Consider the following 19,987-nt stretch of genomic DNA (forward strand, 5'->3'; position numbering starts at 1 on the left):
TCGAGAGTTTCTACGGTGTTTCCAAAGTGCTGTTGGGTCTTCTACAGTCAAACGATAGATGGTAAGAGAACCATCAGATGCGCCAATATCGGCTTGGGTCACAATCCCTGAAATACGGGTTAACTCAGATTTATCTGTGACAATATCGATTGCAGCTTGAGTTCCAATAAAGCTTTTTAAAGGGATAGTTGCTGACGTTGCAAGACAGATGAGTTGAAGTCGAACACCCTCATTGATTTGATGTGTTCCATCAATGCGTTGTAGGAACACTTGCTGGCTCAACGCCGAATTAGAAAATTGTACGTGAATCGCACGTTTTTGTGCTGATAAGCCAAGCTGCTCCAAAGCAGCGTAAATATTGTTAGACATGCATTATTATTTAATTTTAAATTGTGATGTATTCTACTAAAAAGTTAGGCGGACTGTCTATACAGACCTGTCTATTTATTACTGGTTATTTACACAACACTGACTAGGTTTTGAATATGCCCGTTTTAATTCAATATCATTATTGATAATGATCATTTGCGCTGATTAAAAACTTGAAAGTGTGCTTAGAGTTTTTCATCAAACATAAGTGATCAACAGCTCAAGATAAAAAGCTAAAATATCAAACGTATATAATATTAATATTGGATTCTTATTCACGCTCTAAAATACGGGGACCAGATCCTTCGTATCTCAATACATCTTCTGGATTACGTAAAGGACATTGTTTTAGAGATAAACAACCACAACCGATACACCAATCCATTTCATCTCTTAAACGTGTTAGTTTTTGAATACGCTCATCTAAATCCTTACGCCAATGCGATGATAACACTGACCATTGTTCTGCGGTTAATTTGCTTCCCATAGGATAAACACTTAATGCATTTTTAATTTCCTCCAGAGAAATTCCTACTTTTTGTGCAACCTTAATAATTCCAATATAACGTAAGACAATTGATGGAAAACGACGCTGATTTCCATTTGTTCTAATACTTTTAATTAGCCCTTTCGACTCATAAAAATGCAAGGTTGAAACGGCTACACCACTCCGTTTAGCCACCTCTCCTACCGTCATCATTCGATTAAAATCAATTTTTTCTTCTGCCTGCATTTTGATATTTCTCAACATTACTTGAGGTTTTATAATTCAGCAAAGCACATTTGTCAATTGATCTTAGCTGCCATGGCTTTTCATCATTACAACTCAAAATACAAAAAAAGCTATCGCCAATTTAAGCCATTGTAAAAATCTTATCTCTCCACAAATTTTCTGATCAAAGCCCATTGACCTAAATATAACTTGAGGTTTTAGACTGCTTGCCACAGCTGTTATGAATAACAACAAGCTATTCATTTTAAAGGTTTTAATTATCCAGTCTTATTTCTTCAGGAAATATTCTCATGCCATATTTCATTAAATTAAGTTTAGAAAGCCAATGGCTGTGGGCCATCAGCAGATGTTGTCTTGCGCTTCTATTTCTAAGTTCAGGACTTAGTAAAATTCTTGCTGTTGAAACAGGATTTTTGGAAATGCAGGCTGCTGGTCTAGAGCCTGCCTGGTTATTTAATTATGCTTCTGCGTTGATTCTGCTTGTGGGTGCCTATTGTATTTTATTTGAGCGGCATATGTGGTTCGGCACACTGATTCTTTCCGTATTTTTAGCACTGACAATTGCGATTGTGCATCACTTTTGGAACATGACTGGTATTCAAGCCAATATCGCCTTTTACTTTGCACTTGAACATATTTCAGTGATTGGTGGTCTTTTAACGCTGACCATTGCCAGTCATTTGCGACAACAACTCCGCAACCTTGGAGTTGTCGCATGAAAAACAACAAATGGCTTTTTCTAATCGCGATCACTTTAATTCTCGTGGGTGTCGCAATCTATTTTTATTTAAATTCTCGTTCAAGTGAAACGCATCAATCTGGCGCTTACCCTCCAGTCAAAGTGGCCTTGAGTACAGTGGTCGAACAAAATATTCCACAAGTGCTTTCCAGTATTGGTGAGTTGGAAGCAATCCGACAAGTCAAAGTGTCAACAGAAACAACAGGTATGATCAAACAGATTTATTTCCAATCTGGACAAGCGGTTCAACAAGGTCAAATACTGGTTCAACTCAATACCGATGTTGAACAAGCTCAATTAGGTCGCTTGCAAGCCAAATTGAAACAAGCCGAAATGGCCTATCACCGCAGCAAACTTCTGATTGATAGTCATGCAATTTCACGGGCAGAAATGGATACCGCATTGGCTGATCGAGATATGACGCGTGCAGAAATCCAACAGCTACAAGCCAGCATAAAACAGAAAGCGATTCGTGCCCCCTTTTCTGGTGTCATGGGAATACGCCAAGTACATCAAGGGCAATATTTAGAGGCAGGCACTGGTATTGCTAATCTGGTCGACTTTCGACAAATTCTTGCTAATTTCACATTGGATGAACAATTGGCATCAAGATTAAAAATCGGACAATCTGTACAACTCAAAATTGATGCATTTCCTGAAAAGTCCTTTACAGCTGTGGTAAGTGCAATCGAACCGCTGATCACAACATCGCGAACTGTGCAGGGGCAAGCAATTTTAAATAACCATGATCAACAGTTAAAACCGGGCATGTATGCCAAATTAGACATCCAAGAATCTGAACGCCCAAGCTTGGTCGTTCCTGAAACTGCAATTACCTATACGGCTTATGGCAATACTGTCTTCCTTGCAAAACAAGACCATAACAAGCTGATTGTGCAACGTGTGGCGGTAGTGCTCGGTGAGCGCTATCAAGCCAAAGTTGTAGTCAAATCTGGGCTCAAAGCAGGTGATCAAGTTGTTGTATCAGGACAACTTAAATTAAGTGATGGTATGCAAGTTGAGCCGACCGTAAATACACTTGAGCATCCCCAATCTTCCTCGATCAAGCCCAAAGTCTAGGGAGATAAGCGAATGAAATTTACTGACCTTTTTGTAAAACGCCCAGTATTGGCCTTGGTCGTCAGCACCTTGATCTTGCTGGCGGGCTTGTTTTCCCTGAATAAACTGCCTATCCGACAGTATCCTTTACTTGAAACCTCAACGATAAGTATCAATACAGAATATCCCGGTGCATCTGCTGAACTTATGCAAGGTTTTGTCACCCAACCCATTGCTCAAGCAGTGTCTTCGGTAGAAGGCATCGACTATCTCAGTTCTTCTACTGTACAAGGTCGCAGTGCTGTAACGTTACGCATGCAATTAAATCGAGACTCAACCCAAGCGTTAACAGAGGTGATGGCAAAGGTTAATCAAGTCCGTTACAAACTACCAGAACAGGCATTTGATCCAGTCATTGAACGTTCTTCAGGTGAATCTACCGATGTTGCCTATATTGGATTTTCCAGCGAACAACTGTCCTTGGCTGAATTAACCGATTATTTGTCTAGGGTGGTAGAGCCCATGCTGTCTACAATTGATGGGGTTGCCAAGGTACAGACCTATGGTAGTCAGCGTTTGGCTATGCGGATTTGGTTGGATGCCGATCGTTTGGCCAGTCGTGGGGTAACTGCCGCCGATGTCGCCAATGCGATCCGTCAAAATAACTACCAAGCCGCACCGGGGCAGGTCAAAGGCGAATTGGTGGTTTCAAATGTCAATGTTTCCACAGATCTCACCAGTATTCAGGACTTTAAAAATCTGGTGATACGCAATGATGCTCAAAATCTAATTCGTCTACAAGATGTGGCAACAGTTGAACTTGGCGCTGCTTCGACAGAAACAAGTGCCTCTATGGATGGTAAACCTGCAATTTTTGTCGGTCTACAAGCGACGCCTACAGGCAACCCCTTGGTGATCGTACAGGGAATTAAAGATAAATTGCCTGAGATCCAAAAAACCTTACCGCCGGGGGTTACAGTCAATCTTGCCTATGAAACAGCCCGTTTTATTGATGCCTCTATTGATGAAGTTTTACATACTTTTATCGAAGCGCTGATTATTGTTATTGCGGTGATCTATTTGTGTTTAGGTTCTTTACGTAGTGTCTTGATTCCTGTAGTGACAATTCCATTGTCAATGTTAGGTGCCTTGGGTTTAATGCTGTTATGTGGCTTTAGCATCAATTTACTCACGCTTTTAGCCATGGTACTCGCCATCGGCTTGGTTGTAGATGATGCAATCGTGGTGGTTGAAAATGTCCATCGGCATATTGAAGAAGGAGCATCCCCAGTTGCAGCAGCTCTGATCGGGGCACGAGAAGTCGCAGGCCCTGTAATTGCAATGACCATTACACTGGCCGCAGTGTATGCTCCGATTGGTTTAATGGGTGGATTAACTGGTTCCTTATTCAAAGAATTTGCTTTTACTTTAGCCGGCGCAGTTTTGGTTTCAGGGATTATTGCCTTAACCCTGTCTCCTGTTATGAGTTCATTTCTACTTCAATCCAAACAGCAAGAAGGTAAAATGGCAAAAGCAGCCGAATGGTTCTTTGAACATTTGACCCAGCTTTACAGTAAATTGCTCAATTTTTCCCTGCATCATCGTTGGATCACAGTGGTTTTTGCGATCGCTATTTTTATTAGCCTTCCATTGCTTTACCAACTCCCTCAAAAAGAATTGGCGCCCAATGAAGATCAAGCCAGTGTATTGGCAGCCATCAAAGCACCACAACATGCCAATCTCAATTATGCTGAGCACTTTAATCAAAAACTCGATGAAATCTTCTGGACTTTCCCCGAAACCAGTACCACGTGGATTATTAATGGTACAGATGGGCCTGCATCAAGTTTTGGTGGAACAACCCTTTCGACATGGTCTGAGCGAGTGCATTCTGCGGATGAAATTCAACAGCAACTTCAAGCCAAAGTTGGTGATGTAGAAGGCAGCAGTATTTTTGTATTCCAAAATCCTGCGCTTCCCGGTTCAACAGGTGGATTACCCGTACAAATGGTGTTGCGTAGTGCACAAGACTATTCAACCATTTATCAGGCGATGCAGAACATCAAACAAAAAGCCCGTGAAAGTGGACTTTTTGTGGTGGTCGACAGTGATCTTGACTTTAATAACCCCGTGATTCGAGTCGAGGTTGATCAGGCCAAAGCCAATAGTCTGGGTATTCGTATGCAAGATATCGGTGAAGCCTTAGCGACATTGGTTGGTGAGAATTATATCAATCGTTTTAGTATGCAAGGTCGTGCCTATGATGTGATTCCTCAAAGCATCAATACACAACGTTTGACAGCTCAAGCACTGACACGACAGTTTATTCGTACCGACCAAGACACACTAATTCCCTTATCGACTGTGGTCAGTCTAAGTGAACAGGTAGAACCCAATAAACTCACTCAATTTAATCAACAAAATGCTGCAACTTTTCAAGCAATCCCTGCCGCTGGGGTTTCCTTAGGTCAAGCTTTAAGTTTTCTGAAACAGGCTGCATCTGAATTACCGGCTGGATTTAGTTATGACTGGCAAGCCGATGCACGTCAGTATGTACAGGAAGGTAACGCTTTGATGTTTGCATTTTTAGCCGCGCTGATTGTGATTTATCTGGTTTTAGCCGCTCAATATGAAAGCCTAATGGATCCATTTATTATTTTAATTACGGTTCCACTGTCGATCTGTGGCGCATTAATCCCCTTGGCTTTTGGACTTGCCACAGTCAATATCTATACTCAGATTGGTTTAGTCACACTGATTGGACTGATTAGTAAGCATGGTATTTTAATGGTTGAGTTTGCCAATGAATTGCAAGTTCATGAAGGTTTAGATCGGCGAGCGGCCATTCTAAAAGCTGCTCAAATTCGTTTACGTCCAATTCTGATGACCACAGCGGCAATGGTGTTTGGGCTGATTCCACTCCTTTTTGCCACAGGCGCTGGTGCACATAGTCGCTTTGGTCTAGGGCTTGTGATTGTCTGCGGTATGTTGATCGGGACCTTCTTTACGCTTTTTGTCTTACCTACCATTTATAGTCTGTTGGCTCGTCAACACAATCAAGACCTTCACTCTAGCCGTTTACGAGAGCTACAACAGATTGACCAACAGGCGCAAAAATCATGACGTTGAGTGGGCTGAACAACCAGCATGCTGCTGTCTAAGCTTCTGTGTATGATCAGATCGCTTGAATATATTTTTTTGATGATAAAGTTCTATATCTATAGAACTTTATCAATTTTTTAATGCGTGATTCTAACCACTAATTTAGAGCGACTGATTTAGAGCGACTGATTTTTCACTACTTTGTTCACTCATATTTTTACAGTTGGGTTTTGCCAATTTGATTGTTTTATGATTCTAGAATCTCATTTCGAACCCAGCTTTGATGGTACGGCCGGGAATCGGCATACCGATCACTGTACCAGGATCAAAGTTATAACGATTGGTTAAGTTATCAACATTAAACGAGAGATTTAGATTTGGATTCAGTTTATAGCTCGCAAAAATATCAACTAAGGTTTCCGAAGAAATTTCAGTCACCGCACGCCCACTCACCCCTGTACCCTGTAACCAACCTTTAGGATTTTTCTTTTCAGAATGATATCTGGCACGTACCCCCACATTGAGTTTATTTTCAAACAAACTCTTGCCTAAGCTAATATTAAAAAGTTTACGTGGTGGCAAGCGTGTTGAAATCAGACTCCAAGAATCTCCGACCTCATTACAATCATCTTTCGTTGCTGGGCATACTTTCGGTGCTTGATATAAAGTTCCGTTCATGTTTACAAAGAAACTTGGATGCTGGTAAGCAAGATTAAACTCTAAACCTTTCAATACAACTTGCTCATAATTTAGAAAAGTATATGAGGTGGTATAAGGCAAAATAAAATCAGGCGTAATCTCATTAACAATCTCTTTACGTTGTACTCCTTGGGTAAGGAAATTTTGGGTTTGATTACGGAAATAATTGATATTGAATTTTAACTGATCTGCTTCAGTGAATACGTTATCGTTGTGCCCAATAAAGCCAAACTCTACAAGACGAGAATTCTCTGATTTAATCGGCAAATCTGGATCATAACTAAAGGTTTGTTTGGAAACTGTCGATTCAAACAAACTTGGACTGCGGTACATATTGGAAAGTTTTGCATAGACATCAATACCATTCAGCAACTGATAATTCAGCTGCGCCATCCAGTCGATCTTTCCATCATAATCTCGAAGCGCATAGCCTTTGTCATTTAAATCGGAATTGGCGACCGGTCTCATTGCGACATACTGGTCTCCATAATCCTTAACTTTTGCCTTATGCCATTTACTGCCTAAACTCAGGCTAAAATCTTTAAAGATATAATCGCCATTGAGAAATAGAGAGGACTCTTGACGTAATCCATCACGTGCGATTTCAGTATCAATAAGATTTTGTGGCTTCATCCGTTGCTCGTCATATGTCAGACCATAATTCAAAGTTAAAGCATCAATTTTACTGGTGTTTTCTAAATTAATCCCACTACGATAGTCCTGAAAACTTCCCCAGTATTGGTCGCCATAATGAGAATTGGCGATGCCAAGCATGCCATTGTGCTGGCGATATTTGGCATTGGTATGCCAAACCCCTAACTCTAAATCAAACCACTGATTATTCTTGGGCTTATAGGTATAGTTAGCACTGAATGCATTAATCGCTGCGGTTCCAAGGGACCATTGTGGCATGGTATATGCGCCCTCTATATATTTGGGTAGAACATAATCACCATCGATGTATCCCCAAGGTGGAGAGTTGGGATCAATCACTTGCGATCTATTCCAATAAAAAGCCATGACCTCACCCGCTTTTTGCATATGGCGGCGCATATTCACTTCAACACGATGTTCATCTGTGATATTCATGCCTGCTTTGATGATGCCTGAATCACTTTTATAACTGGTATTTACCACCTCTTGACCAGGTCCAACATCAACAATATCTCGCGCTTCATAATAATCAATGCCATGTTTTCCAGCATAGTAATTACCGACTTCACGTTTACTATAAGCAGCGACCAGATCGAATACATCATTCCGATAAGCAGCAGCGATTGTGCCAGCGCCATTTTGAAAATTATTCGAGGACAGTTTATTACGAAGCAGATAAGACATCTGTTCACGCTCATTATCTGAGGTCTGTGGTGCTTTGTTATTATTATAAAAACTGCCTTTTAGCATGACACCTGATTGACGATTAGGCAGCAAAATATCGTTTGCACTGAGTGTACGCATTTTCACGATTCCGCCAATACCGCCCACACTAAATTTCGCTCGCGATGCGCCTTTTTCGACTTCAATCTGACTAATCAAATCCATATCGATATAAGTTCGGTCACTCTCTCCTTGATAGCCTCGAAAGGTATGGCTGGATTGTAGGCTACCATCAATAATTACAGGAACACGGCCCTCACCTTGTACTCCACGGATACCAATATCAATTGCACCCGCTTCGTTACGCAGGCTATTGACTTGTACACCAGCGATATCAGAAAACACATCACCATTCCCCGTGCCTCTAAATCGGCTAATGTGTTCACGATTCAGCTGTGTTGTATTGACCTTTTGTTTTTGTTGTACAGCATTGACTTTAATCTGAGGAAGCGTAACAACATCACTGTCCGTATTATTGAAAAGCGAAGGGTTATTTAACGGAGTGCTTTTATTTCCAATCGCAGTGTTTTTCTCTGTATTCGGTTTAGCTGAGCCAGATTTAGCAATTAAGACATAAGTTGAACCTTGCTGCTCTACCCGAAAAGGGTGATCTGTAAGCAAATAATCGAAGCCTTGCTTTACACTATAATGCCCGGTAATTCCTTTACTTTTCAGCCCTTTTAAAATATTTGCATCATAACTTAAGGCAATACCCGACTGTGCTGCAAAACTTGATAACACATAGCCCAATTGGTTCTCTGAAATTTGATAATATTTTTCTGGCGCTTTTTTCGCTGCCATTGAAACATTGGGAGTAATTTGTGCATAAACACCACTGATACAAAAGCACTGTATTAACATGGCCAGAGTTTGTTTTTTAAACTTCATAGGAACGCCCACACTTGTGAATGATTTTCATTTTCAATAATCATTACCCAGTGAATTGTTAAAACATGACATGAAAATTTATATTTTTTCTGGTCTGGTCCAAATCCAGATCAACCCAATCAGCAAAATGACCAACAGGCTAAGTTTTAAGTGCAGATGCAGTGAAGACATGATTAATACTGTCGTACCGAATAAAATACTCAATGTCATCATCCATTTACGTGAACGCGAAATCTGTTTAAAACCGCCACGATATTGTGCGAGCAACATTGCAATATAACGATTTTGATGTAACCAACGATGCAAGCGTGCTGAACCTTTTGAGGCAAAAATCGTTGCTAAAAAGAGGAAATCAAAAGTTGGGATCCCCGGCAATACAATGCCCACCACCGCGAGAACAAGACACAAAATTGCCAAGATGATGCAGATCACACGCACCACTGAGGATGAATGTAAATTTGCGGATGGCGATACCGGCAAAGACGCTAACAGCGTTAAGTCTTTGCCTTGTGTGTGATTGCTGACAGAAGACGCTTTTTTCATGTTGAATGAATGTCTTTTAATAATGCGCCAAAATAATCAAAGGCTTGTTGAGCAGCGTAAATGACACGATCTTGCTCATCTTGAGTAAAGTCAGCCTGATCAAGTTCCTCAATAAAGTGTTTCCAGACTTTGGCCCGCCCTTCTGGATAAGCAGCCAAATTTCTCGCAGCAAAATCTGCGGAAAACCCCAAACTTTGCTGGGCTTGTTTAAATAAGAATGCTGCACCCAGCGTAGAACCTTCTGATACATAGATCCAACCCAGCGCTTCAGGAAAGCCGATCTTTTCAGTAACCAAGGCCAACGATTCTGGTTCGATCTGAAGGTCTTGTAGGTCTAAGTAAGCTGCTTGCGAACGTCCACGAATATCTAAATCAGAAATCAAGGCTGCAACCTTGGGATGTTGAAATAAATATTCGACATTTTTTTGAAAATAATACTGTGACAAAGTAAATTTTGCATAATGTGCGACATCTTTAAATACTTGGGCTTTTTCCATTAATTGATGCATATATTCATGTTGACCGGCTGTCTCTGTTTTTAAACGAGATGCAAGGCGGTTGAGTGTGAATGAGGTGCTCATCAATTTTCTCCAGTTTGTTTGGTTTAACTGTATTACCCGCCTTGTCTGTAAAAACTGACATCATTTCTTAATTATTTTTACTTTTCTGATTTCCAGCTTTCGGCTGAATGCTCAACACACGATCCCCAAAATAACGTTCTACTTTGATTGGATAGCTGAATTGCAATGCTGTTTGTAAGGTGCCAAAGTCATTGACTGGATATGAACCTGAAACTTTTAACGACTTCAATTGAGGGTCAATGTCGATATATTGGTGTTGATAGCGCCCAATTTCTTGAAGCAATTTTTCCAACGGCATTTCAAAAGCCATGACCATGTGGTTTTTCCATGCCAATACATTCGGATCTAAACTTTGTAATGCTTTAAAATTGCGATCATCAAAGCAGAGCTGCTCACCAGCATGGACAATTTTAGTGTGTTTGGACTGGTTCAAGCTGACTTTCACTGCGCTTTCTATGACGCCTAGACAGGTTTGATTTTCACTGTTATTTAAATACTGAACATTAAATACAGTGCCAAGCGCTTGAAGATTTGCCGATTCAGTTTCGACCAAGAATGGGCGATAAGCATGATTTTTTTCTTTGGCCGTGCGTATTTGTATTTCACCATAATGTAATTTTACAATACGTTGTTGCGCTGTATAACGCACGTTCAAAGCCGTATGGGTATTTAATTGAAGTTGTGTCCCATCTTCCAGTTCAAGCTGTTTCTGCTGCCCCACCGCAGTACGATAATCCGATAACCATCTATAGCGATAATCCGAGTTCCATAGCATGACACTGCCAAAACACAGTAAACAGGCAAGCAACAATTGTTTGTTTAAATTAAATTGGGCATTTTTCTTGCCTTGCTGAATCAGCTGCTGCCCATCTTCGGGAAATTCCTCAAGGCTATACAATAAGCGTTCGGCTTTAGACCATGCAGCTTGGTGTTGGGAACTTTGCTGTTTCCATTGTTCAAATTCAAGCTGTTCAGTTTCATTCAATGGTGCGTGTTGGATTTTAATGATCCATTGCGCTGTTTCTTGATAAATTTGATCATGCAACATGCAGGCATTAATCCATAACAGCTAAACATTGACTCAACACTGAGACCAGATCACGCATCACGGTTCGGGTAGAAATATTTAAGCGTGTTGCAATTTCCTGTTGGGTCAACCCTTCTAATTGTGACCAAATAAAGACCTGTTGCTGGCGCTCAGGCAATTGATTGAGTAATTGATTAATCAAACATAAAGATTCAATTGCTGATATTTTTTGCTCAGGTGTAATTTCATCATATTCAGGTCTGCTTGAAAGCGCCTCTAAATAGGCTTTTTCAATCGATTTACGTTGATACCAATTAATCAAAATTCCCTTGGCAACTGTGGTCAAAATTGCACGCGGCTGATCAAAATACAATTCATCTTTACGCTTTAAGATACGCAGAAAAGTATCATGGGCTAAATCAGCGGCATCTTCACTATGATTGAGGCGACGTTTTAACCATTGATATAACCAAGAATGGTGATGACGATATAGTGTGCTAATAGGATCAGACATACTTAAAGAGAATGAGAATTATTAACAATATCTTAGCAAAAAAATAAAGAAAATGAGAGCTCAGTTTGCCCTTTTAATTGAATTTTTTAATGTATCCAACTCATTTATAAGACTACACAACATACCCAAATGGGATATATGGTAAATCTTAAACAAAATTTAATTAAAAATTATTATAATTTTATCAAAAGCTTATCGCTTTTAAATAAAAAATTTCTCGATCATCCTCAAGATGACCGAGAAACTGCTTATCACGTATTGGCGATAATTTATTGACTGATCGCTTGATCCATATTTTTAGCAAATTGTTGAATATCACTGGCTTGAATTGTTGTTTTACCTTTGCCAATCACTTGAAATTGTTGTGCTGCCGTTTCCTGCATTTTGACTTTACCTGTTGCGATATTGGCATCAAAACGTTGCATAAACTCATCCACATATTCCTTCTCAGTGACAATATGATCACCATTCGCATCGGTTGCAAAATATTGTTTGTCACGCGCTGTGAGGTAATCTCCAAGCGTTACATAGTTTTTCCCTTGACCATATTGGCTAATAAATTCGTTGATGTTACTTGGCATGGGCATTGAAATTGGTAGTTTCACGCGGAATCCATCATGCGTTGCATTACTATTGCCCGCTAATTTGGCATCTTCTGCATTTACTAAACCATCCAAGTTTTTATCAAACTCATTAAAGGTTTTTAAACCTGTCTCCTGAAATTCCTTTAGGGTCAGTTTCTGGTCTTTATTATTATCGAGAATGCCATAACGTACATGCGCCTGTTTTTCTGACATTTCACGGCGCTGTTTAAGTAATGGCTCTAAACGTGCTTGCTCGTATTGAACAAACTGCGCTTGATTAACTTTTTTATTCGCCTTAAACAATTCGGCATAGTCCTGAGTATATTGCTTAATTAAAGTGCTACTGTTCTGCTCTTTATTATTAGGATGATAAAGCACATATAATGCATATGCCTGTTGATAAGCATTGGATTGATCGACTGTAGCAGCAATCGCTGATCCAGCAGTTGCCATTGCAGTTAAACTGGTCATCCATAGCGCCAATTTTTTCATGTTCGTTTCCTTGGAGGTGAATATTTGTTGAATTAAAAAATTCTTTCCATTTTGCTGTTTAAAAAATCAATATTTAAATGCGATACTTGTTATATCGATTACCCTCATCATACCCCTATTCATATAGCTCAACAGGGTTTAAATTGATGAGGGAGAAACCTTATTCAATGATATTAATCATCATTAAATGTGTATATTTCAGGTCATCCAGTATCTTCAAATTAGAAGCAAAAATATGGATTACAAATATACACACACAATCAACAAATGAGAATAATAATCAATTACAATTTTATTTACAATAACAATGTGGCTAGATCTGCTTTTCAACCTTCAATAAAATCCACCAAAGTATTGAAAAATAATAAATATTTATAATTAAACTTCACTTTTGTATAAAAATTTGAACATGACTTTTGAGGGAGAATCTGTATTTTTGGATGATCTTACTGACTTAAAATTCGTATATTTTGTTGTTGTTTATATTTTACAATGTCATTTTCAGTTTAGCTTTTCCATCTCAATCATCCTATTGTTAATATAAAAACTTATTACATCTTTCTTTTTATTTCTATTTAATTTCTCATTATATTTAGGTTTGTTTATTTTTTATTTTGATTGGCGTTATTAAAATATAAACACTCAAATATTAATCATAATAATCAAGTATTATAAAAGCTCTAAAAGCAAAAAATATTAATTTTTACGTTTTAGCATAAAATTGATTTCGTGATTTTTTATTCAAGGCTTGCTCGGCTTTTTCTAGGGTTGAGGATTTTTCATTGATGCCCTATTTCTGAGTTTGCTCGTGCTTTTATCCAGTCACTAAATGCTTTAACTTTAGGTAATTCGTTATTTTTCAATGATGTAATATAGTAATGCTGATCACATTTTAAATACATGTTTTTAAATGGCATTACTAGCTCACCACTTTCTAAGTCTTTTTCTACTAGTTTTTTACGTCCCATGGTAATACCCAAGTGATTTTTAGCAGCAATCAAAGCCAGATCAGATCGGTCAAAACTCATCTCTGAAGAATGATCCATATTTACATTAAAATGCTGCGTCCAACTGTTCCATTCATCTGCGCCTGTGCCGTTACTCCATGCTTGGCAGTCATGCAGCAATGTGCAGTTTTTTAAGTTGTCTAGATGATCGTAGAGGTTAAATTTTTCTGCATATGTAGGACTACATACAGGGATAATATATTCGTCCATTAAATGCTGATAATTCAATTGAAAAGACGGTTGATTGTCAAAATAAAGCGCAATATCAATTCCGCTACGTTGAAAATTTACATCCTCATTACCCGTTAAAACTGAGAGTTGGATCAATGGATAGCGTTGAATGAAATCAGGTAATTGAGGCACTAACCAACACTGAGCAATCGATGGTCTTGCATAAATCGTGAGTGAGCCGACAAGTTGCTGATTTTGCAATGCCTTAATTTCAACGTTTAACGAGTCTAATGAAAATTGTAAAGCAGCTAAAATCCGCTGTCCCTCAGTGGTTAACTTTACTTTACGATGCAAACGTAAAAACAGTTTGATATTAAGTTCTTTTTCTAACAAATTAATTTGGTGACTTACCGCACTTGGGGTTAAAGACAGTTCTTCAGCGGCGAGTGCAAAAGACTCATGTCTAGCCGCAACTTCAAATGTATACAGTTTTGAGAGCTGAAAACCGGTTAGATTTTTATGTGCGTTGGTCATGCCTTTTTCCTTTTTGCTGAAACAAAATGATTGATCACATGCTTCTTGCTGTCCTATGCCCATATAAATAACGTATAAATCATTTAAAAATCAAAATTTATTTAGGATTTATTTTTCAAGTGAATTATTTTAACCCGTAGATCAAATATGATCGTTTGACGGATTTCTCTGGTTTAACTTCAATAGACAAAGAACAACTTTTGTCACAGAGATATATGGTATGGAAACCAATTTCGTGGATGTCGGTATATTATTAACCAGTATCGGGTTAATAATTTTCACTATTTTAAAATTTAAACTGCATCCCTTTTTAGCTTTGCTTCTGGCAAGCTCCTTTGTCGGTGTAGCAATGAAAATGCCATTACTGGATATGGTCAATGCAATTGAAAATGGGATTGGAAGCACCTTGGGTTTCCTTGCCACAGTCATTGCACTAGGTACCATTCTCGGCAAAATGATGGAAATCTCTGGCGCTGCTGAACGTATAGCCCTGTCTTTACAGCGATGTCACTGGATATCCAGTGATGTGGTCATGGTGCTGATTGGGCTATTTTGTGGCATCACTTTATTTGTAGAAGTTGGCGTGGTGTTATTAATTCCCTTGGCTTTTTCTATAGCACAGCATACCAAAACCTCTTTGTTTAAATTGGCGATTCCATTATGCACCGCATTAATGGCTGTACACTGTGTAGTACCGCCTCACCCAGCGGCGCTTTATGTCACCAATAAACTAGGGGCTGATGTCGGTATCGTGATTATTTTCGGCTTAATGGTGGGTTTAGCCGCCGCACTGGTTGGTGGCCCACTGTTTTTAAAATTGGTTGGTCAACGTTTACCGTTTAAAGCAGTACCTGTCGAATTTTCAAAGCTTACCTTAAAAGAAGAACACAACTTACCTTCTTTAAAAATCACCTTATTTACGGTATTTCTTCCAATCGGATTAATGTTAATCAAAACTTTGGCTGAATTAAATAGTCATACATCCACTCAGCTTTCACACATTTTAGGCTTTATCGGCAATCCGATCACCGCCATGTTTATTGCGGTATTTGTTGCCTACTACACCCTTGGTCTACGTCGTAATATGCGGATGGGAAGCTTATTAAAAGCCACAGAAGACTCATTTTCTTCAATTGCCAACATCTTATTTATTATTGGGGCTGGCGGTGCATTTAACAGTATTTTAAAAGCCAGTGGTTTAGCTGACTCAATGGCTGTCACGCTTTCCCACTTGCATATGCATCCAATTTTACTCGCTTGGTTGGTTGCGCTGATTTTACATGCAGCTGTAGGCTCTGCCACTGTTGCAATGATGGGCGCAACTGCAATCGTAGCGCCAATGTTACCGCTCTATCCAGATATTAGTCCTGAAATCATGGCGATTGCGATTGGTTCAGGTGCCATCGGTTTTACCATTGTGACAGACTCTCTATTTTGGTTAGTCAAACAATACTGTGGTGCTACATTAAACGAAACCTTTAAATATTATACCTCTGCAACTTTTCTTGCCTCGCTCACAGCATTGGGCTGCACCTTCCTGCTTTCTCATTTTATTTAAGCCTTTAGGAGTATTTTATGAACGCTCAACAGATTGATCAGCTGATTGCCCAATATCCGATTGTTAAAGACCTTATCGCACTCAAAGAAGTGGCGTGGTTTAATCCCAATTTTACCTCACTGGTAGAAGGGCTGCCCTATGTCGGGTTGGACCAAAAAGATATTGATGATGCCAGTGCACGTTTGACACGCTTTGCACCCTATTTGATGAAAGCCTTTCCAGAAACAGCGGCATCTCAAGGTATTATAGAATCCGAACTGGCAGCGATTCCTCAAATGCAGCAACAGTTGGAACAGTATTTTGGACAATCGATCCATGGTCAATTATGGCTTAAAAAAGACAGTCATCTTCCTATATCGGGTTCAATTAAAGCCCGTGGTGGCATCTATGAAGTGCTTTGTCATGCTGAAAAGCTTGCGATTCAAGCACAACGCCTAAACATTGAAGATGATTATGCAAAACTGGATAGTCCAGAGTTTAAACAGTTTTTTAGTCAATACAGTATTGCGGTCGGTTCTACCGGAAATTTAGGCCTTTCTATTGGCATTATGAGTGCAAAATTAGGCTTTGATGTGACTGTGCATATGTCAGCAGATGCACGTCAATGGAAAAAAGATAAGTTACGTGCGCACAATGTCACAGTAGTTGAATATGCTGAAGATTATGGTGTTGCCGTAGAACAAGGCAGAAAGGCAGCATTAGAAAATCCAAACTGCTTTTTTATCGATGATGAAAACTCACAAACCTTATTCTTAGGTTATGCAGTTGCTGGGCAACGTTTAAAACAGCAATTAGAACAAAAAAATATTTTGGTTGATCAACAACATCCTTTATTTGTTTATTTACCTTGTGGTGTTGGCGGAGGCCCCGGTGGCGTTGCATTTGGCTTAAAAATGGCCTTTGGTGACCATGTACATTGTATTTTTGCCGAGCCAACCCATTCACCGTGTATGTTACTCGGTGTTGCAACGGGTTTACATGATGAAATTTCAGTTCAAGATCTGGGTATAGACAATATTACCGCTGCTGATGGCCTCGCTGTTGGGCGAGCATCTGGCTTTGTGGGTCGAGCAATGCAAAGATTATTAGACGGTTTTTATACATTAACGGATGAAACCATGTATGTACTCTTGGGCATGCTCAATGATACAGAACAGCTTAAATTAGAACCTTCTGCGCTCGCGGGTATGCTTGGACCAATTTTGACCAATCAACATCAAAACTATGCCGCGCTACATCACTTTAGCCAACAGCAATTGGAAAATGCCAATCACATTGTCTGGGGGACTGGAGGAGGAATGGTTCCAGATGAAGAAATGGAAAAATACTTAACTCAAGCGAAAACCTATAAAAAATAATCTGTATAGCCTTGATTCGCACAGGTCTTGATCTCATCAGAATCTGGGGCGGTAGCAGATAAATAAAGTGATTATCCTCTATCGCCCCAATTAAAGACTTGGGTCAGGATTTTCCCTATGCAATTAAACGATCCCACCATTGACCCGAAGGACTTGGGCATTGACCCAATTACTCGCCTCATTTACTGCGAAATCCAACACTGCGGCAATATCTTCTACAGTGCCTAAACGCTCTAAAGGTGCAGCTTTGCTCAACTGAGCAATCAATTCATCACTTTTGCCTTCAAGAAAAAGTTCAGTTGCCGTAGGCCCAGGTGCAATTGCATTTACCGTAATATTTTTTCCTCTTAACTCTTTGGCTAAAATTGCCGTTAAGGATTCTATGGCAGCTTTTGATGCAGTATAAACACCATAAGTTTCGAGTTTCATCCCCACCACACTACTGGATAAATTAATAATTTTACCGCCCTTTTGCAGTCGCTTAGCAGCTTCACGCATGGTATATAAAGGGCCTTTAATATTAATTGCTAAAACTTGATCAATACTTTCATCGTCTAATTGTTCAATCTTACTTAATTTCAAAATCCCTGCATTGTTGATCAGCACGTCCAATCGACCATAGGTTTGAATTGCATAATCAAATAATGCAGTCACTTCATTGGAATGGCTGATGTTGGCTTTAAAGAGACTCGCTGTTCCGCCTAACGCTTGAATACTGCTCAAGACATGCTCCGCCTCTTTATCGTTACTGGCATAATTGATAATGATTTTATGGCCTTGCTGTGCCAATAAGCTGGCAGTAATTGCACCAATCCCGCGAGAAGCGCCTGTAATTAAAATCACTTTTTCTTGCTGTGTTTGACCTGTTGTATGCATCGTGATGACCTCATGGAATAAAATATACCTCTAATCGCTTCTATGATACTGTTCAGATAAAACCAGATAATCTAGTTAAACCTGACATCTTTATCCGAATAAATCGAACAATTGGAATGGCGTATGGATAAACTCAATGCAATGTCTGCTTTCGTCAATGTGGTTGAACAACAAAGTTTTACCAAAGCTGCGCAGATCTTAAATCTGCCACGCTCAACGCTGACTGATGCAATTAAACAATTAGAATTCCAACTCAATACGCGCTTATTGTTGCGTACCACTCGTCAGGTAAAAGCAACCGATGAAGGCCATATTTATTATGAGCGCTGCAAATATATCTTGGCTTATATCAATGAGTCTGATCATGATTTTCTTGATGCAAAACCTCAAGGGCCTTTAAAAATCGCAGTTCATGGTATTTTTGCTGCGCATTTTATTCTGCCAAAATTAAATGATTTTTTAACTGAGTTTCCACAGATACAGTTGCAACTCACCGAAAGCGACCGTTATGTAGATCTGATAAAAGAAGGCATTGATTGTGTCATTCGTATAGGTCAGCTCAATAGTAGTGAATTAATTGTCAGGCATCTGGGCGATATTCAACAAGTGACATTAGCCAGTCCAAAATACTTAGAAAAATATGGCACACCACAACGCTTAGACGATCTGCAATCACATTTTATGGTCGGATTTTATTCTTCTGCTCGACAAAAGCCACTGCCGCTTGAGTTTCTGACAGGCAAGAAAACACAGTTTTTTGAGTTGCCGTTAAAGATTCAAGTCAATGGTGCAAATACCTATGCAGCAGCAGCCAAACAGCATTTGGGGATCATCCAAGCACCGCGTTATGGTTATTTATCTGAGCTAGAGCAAGGCACACTTTGTCAAATTTTAACTGACTATCCTGTTCCATCCCTGCCTATTTCTTTACTTTACCCATCAAAAACACTGGTTTCACCACGACAAAAAGTTTTTATCGAATGGATTGTACGATTGTTTCAGGATAATCCATTGCTTTGAAGTTTCAATCACGCTACTTGATGGATATGATTAACTAGCGCTCTCTCGCATTGATCCCCATAGCATTTATACGCCAACACTCAATTCCTGACTCCAAGTTGAATCAGGTTGTTGATAAAGATGCCAACACATATTTTTAACCGAATCCATCAAGACAACATTCTGACTATCCCAACTTTCCAACATACAATAAGTGATATGAATGCCTTTAGGATGAAACTCTCTTGCCAAAGATTGTGCCAATGCCCGAATACTGGCAAACATACTCTGAGTTAAGCCATTATTTTCAGCGATCAGGTTGGGCTGTGTTCCTAGAAAGATCAAAGTTCCTTGTGGCTTTATCAACATCTGTCGAATAATCGCTTGGGCAATATTTACCGCAGCCAAACCAGTATTTTGCCAAAGCTGTTCGACCTGTTGGGCTGAAGCATCAGAATTCGACAATGATTTTGAAAAATCAGCTTGGAAAATACACAGTTCAATTGAATGCCCTGTTCGTTGAATATAGCCAACTAAATTTTTTAAAGCAGTCGGATTGATCAGATTCAAACGAACCCGCTTTAGACCTGAATCTTGTTGCTCAATCTTTAGATTGGTTTGCATAGGATCATGCTGAACTTGATATACAGGCATTGCCCTGTTATGTGCTTGATCCACAAAAAGCTGGCTGAGCGAGTGGGTTTCATTGCCAATAACAACAATACAGCCCTGTAGTTTGGATTTTTTTCTCAGCAATGGAGGAATTAAATTGTACAT

17 protein-coding genes are annotated in these 19,987 nt (G+C 39.4%); 6 read left to right on the plus strand and 11 right to left on the minus strand.

Annotated features, from left to right (window positions below; all coding sequences use genetic code 11):
* Positions 1–369: contractile injection system protein, VgrG/Pvc8 family (locus M2R48_RS15985; RefSeq protein WP_262086713.1), on the minus strand; the 369-nt coding region annotated here is incomplete at its 3' end.
* Between the two features lie 271 nt (positions 370–640).
* Positions 641–1,102, minus strand: coding sequence for a redox-sensitive transcriptional activator SoxR (gene soxR / locus M2R48_RS15990; protein ID WP_262087519.1), 462 nt, complete (start codon positions 1,100–1,102; stop codon positions 641–643).
* A 290-nt stretch (positions 1,103–1,392) separates the two neighbouring features.
* On the opposite strand from soxR, the gene M2R48_RS15995 reads away from it, so the two are divergent.
* From M2R48_RS15995 to M2R48_RS16005, 3 genes are read left to right on the plus strand one after another with little or no spacing between them, the layout of a single operon-like run.
* Positions 1,393–1,821, plus strand: a complete 429-nt coding sequence (locus M2R48_RS15995; protein WP_262086714.1) for a DoxX family protein — start codon at positions 1,393–1,395, stop codon at positions 1,819–1,821.
* Positions 1,818–2,921 carry an efflux RND transporter periplasmic adaptor subunit gene (locus M2R48_RS16000; RefSeq protein WP_262086715.1) on the plus strand — a complete coding sequence of 368 codons (1,104 nt, stop codon included), beginning with the start codon at positions 1,818–1,820 and terminating at the stop codon, positions 2,919–2,921. Before M2R48_RS15995 ends, M2R48_RS16000 begins: the two co-directional genes overlap by 4 nt.
* Positions 2,922–2,933: 12 nt before the next feature.
* The gene (locus M2R48_RS16005) at positions 2,934–6,023 is read left to right on the plus strand and encodes a MexW/MexI family multidrug efflux RND transporter permease subunit (RefSeq protein ID WP_262086716.1); all 3,090 of its coding nucleotides are present in this window, start codon (positions 2,934–2,936) and stop codon (positions 6,021–6,023) included.
* A gap of 234 nt (positions 6,024–6,257) precedes the next feature.
* Here the strand turns inward: M2R48_RS16005 and M2R48_RS16010 are convergent, their stop codons facing one another.
* The 7 genes from M2R48_RS16010 to dsdC form a co-directional block, all read right to left on the minus strand.
* Entirely contained in the window at positions 6,258–8,966 is a 2,709-nt protein-coding gene (locus M2R48_RS16010; RefSeq protein ID WP_262086717.1) for a TonB-dependent receptor, read from the minus strand.
* A gap of 78 nt (positions 8,967–9,044) precedes the next feature.
* Positions 9,045–9,509 carry a YbaN family protein gene (locus M2R48_RS16015; RefSeq protein ID WP_262086718.1) on the minus strand — a complete coding sequence of 155 codons (465 nt, stop codon included), beginning with the start codon at positions 9,507–9,509 and terminating at the stop codon, positions 9,045–9,047.
* The gene (locus M2R48_RS16020) at positions 9,506–10,090 is read right to left on the minus strand and encodes a biliverdin-producing heme oxygenase (RefSeq protein WP_262086719.1); all 585 of its coding nucleotides are present in this window, start codon (positions 10,088–10,090) and stop codon (positions 9,506–9,508) included. The genes M2R48_RS16015 and M2R48_RS16020 overlap by 4 nt, the downstream gene beginning before the upstream one ends.
* Before the next feature lie 67 nt (positions 10,091–10,157).
* Positions 10,158–11,138 carry a FecR domain-containing protein gene (locus M2R48_RS16025; RefSeq protein WP_262086720.1) on the minus strand — a complete coding sequence of 327 codons (981 nt, stop codon included), beginning with the start codon at positions 11,136–11,138 and terminating at the stop codon, positions 10,158–10,160.
* Between the two features lie 7 nt (positions 11,139–11,145).
* Positions 11,146–11,631: a sigma-70 family RNA polymerase sigma factor gene (locus M2R48_RS16030; protein WP_004717675.1), complete on the minus strand. Its 486-nt coding sequence runs from the start codon at positions 11,629–11,631 to the stop codon at positions 11,146–11,148.
* 269 nt (positions 11,632–11,900) lie between these two features.
* Positions 11,901–12,707, minus strand: a complete 807-nt coding sequence (locus M2R48_RS16035) for a hypothetical protein (protein ID WP_262086721.1) — start codon at positions 12,705–12,707, stop codon at positions 11,901–11,903.
* Between the two features lie 779 nt (positions 12,708–13,486).
* Positions 13,487–14,419 (minus strand): DNA-binding transcriptional regulator DsdC, encoded by a 933-nt coding sequence (gene dsdC, locus M2R48_RS16040; protein ID WP_262086722.1) that lies wholly within the window; start codon positions 14,417–14,419, stop codon positions 13,487–13,489.
* A 220-nt stretch (positions 14,420–14,639) separates the two neighbouring features.
* On the opposite strand from dsdC, the gene dsdX reads away from it, so the two are divergent.
* Together dsdX and M2R48_RS16050 are read left to right on the plus strand one after the other, a co-directional pair.
* Positions 14,640–15,977 carry a D-serine transporter DsdX gene (gene dsdX / locus M2R48_RS16045; protein WP_262086723.1) on the plus strand — a complete coding sequence of 446 codons (1,338 nt, stop codon included), beginning with the start codon at positions 14,640–14,642 and terminating at the stop codon, positions 15,975–15,977.
* 17 nt (positions 15,978–15,994) lie between these two features.
* Entirely contained in the window at positions 15,995–17,335 is a 1,341-nt protein-coding gene (locus M2R48_RS16050) for a D-serine ammonia-lyase (protein WP_262086724.1), read from the plus strand.
* Between the two features lie 123 nt (positions 17,336–17,458).
* On the opposite strand, the gene M2R48_RS16055 is transcribed toward M2R48_RS16050, so the two are convergent.
* Positions 17,459–18,211: an SDR family oxidoreductase gene (locus M2R48_RS16055; protein WP_262086725.1), complete on the minus strand. Its 753-nt coding sequence runs from the start codon at positions 18,209–18,211 to the stop codon at positions 17,459–17,461.
* Positions 18,212–18,334: 123 nt separating this feature from the next.
* Between M2R48_RS16055 and M2R48_RS16060 the strand changes: the two genes are divergently transcribed.
* Positions 18,335–19,231 carry a LysR family transcriptional regulator gene (locus M2R48_RS16060; RefSeq protein WP_262086726.1) on the plus strand — a complete coding sequence of 299 codons (897 nt, stop codon included), beginning with the start codon at positions 18,335–18,337 and terminating at the stop codon, positions 19,229–19,231.
* 66 nt (positions 19,232–19,297) lie between these two features.
* Here the strand turns inward: M2R48_RS16060 and M2R48_RS16065 are convergent, their stop codons facing one another.
* Complete coding sequence (locus M2R48_RS16065; protein ID WP_262086727.1) at positions 19,298–19,987, minus strand: oxidoreductase; 690 nt, start codon at positions 19,985–19,987, stop codon at positions 19,298–19,300.

Source organism: Acinetobacter sp. I-MWF (assembly GCF_025433935.1).
GTDB classification, from domain to species: Bacteria; Pseudomonadota; Gammaproteobacteria; order Pseudomonadales; family Moraxellaceae; genus Acinetobacter; species Acinetobacter guillouiae.

Coding starts and splice junctions, on each gene's coding strand:
- M2R48_RS16055 (WP_262086725.1), bottom strand. CDS start 18,211: ATGCATACAACAGGTCAAACACAGCAAGAAAAAGTGATTTTAATTACA.
- M2R48_RS16060 (WP_262086726.1), top strand. CDS start 18,335: ATGGATAAACTCAATGCAATGTCTGCTTTCGTCAATGTGGTTGAACAA.
- M2R48_RS16010 (WP_262086717.1), bottom strand. CDS start 8,966: ATGAAGTTTAAAAAACAAACTCTGGCCATGTTAATACAGTGCTTTTGT.
- M2R48_RS16020 (WP_262086719.1), bottom strand. CDS start 10,090: ATGAGCACCTCATTCACACTCAACCGCCTTGCATCTCGTTTAAAAACA.
- soxR (WP_262087519.1), bottom strand. CDS start 1,102: ATGCAGGCAGAAGAAAAAATTGATTTTAATCGAATGATGACGGTAGGA.
- M2R48_RS16050 (WP_262086724.1), top strand. CDS start 15,995: ATGAACGCTCAACAGATTGATCAGCTGATTGCCCAATATCCGATTGTT.
- M2R48_RS16000 (WP_262086715.1), top strand. CDS start 1,818: ATGAAAAACAACAAATGGCTTTTTCTAATCGCGATCACTTTAATTCTC.
- M2R48_RS16025 (WP_262086720.1), bottom strand. CDS start 11,138: ATGTTGCATGATCAAATTTATCAAGAAACAGCGCAATGGATCATTAAA.
- M2R48_RS15995 (WP_262086714.1), top strand. CDS start 1,393: ATGCCATATTTCATTAAATTAAGTTTAGAAAGCCAATGGCTGTGGGCC.
- M2R48_RS16005 (WP_262086716.1), top strand. CDS start 2,934: ATGAAATTTACTGACCTTTTTGTAAAACGCCCAGTATTGGCCTTGGTC.
- M2R48_RS16015 (WP_262086718.1), bottom strand. CDS start 9,509: ATGAAAAAAGCGTCTTCTGTCAGCAATCACACACAAGGCAAAGACTTA.
- M2R48_RS16065 (WP_262086727.1), bottom strand. CDS start 19,987: ATGTACAATTTAATTCCTCCATTGCTGAGAAAAAAATCCAAACTACAG.
- M2R48_RS16030 (WP_004717675.1), bottom strand. CDS start 11,631: ATGTCTGATCCTATTAGCACACTATATCGTCATCACCATTCTTGGTTA.
- M2R48_RS16035 (WP_262086721.1), bottom strand. CDS start 12,707: ATGAAAAAATTGGCGCTATGGATGACCAGTTTAACTGCAATGGCAACT.
- dsdC (WP_262086722.1), bottom strand. CDS start 14,419: ATGACCAACGCACATAAAAATCTAACCGGTTTTCAGCTCTCAAAACTG.
- dsdX (WP_262086723.1), top strand. CDS start 14,640: ATGGAAACCAATTTCGTGGATGTCGGTATATTATTAACCAGTATCGGG.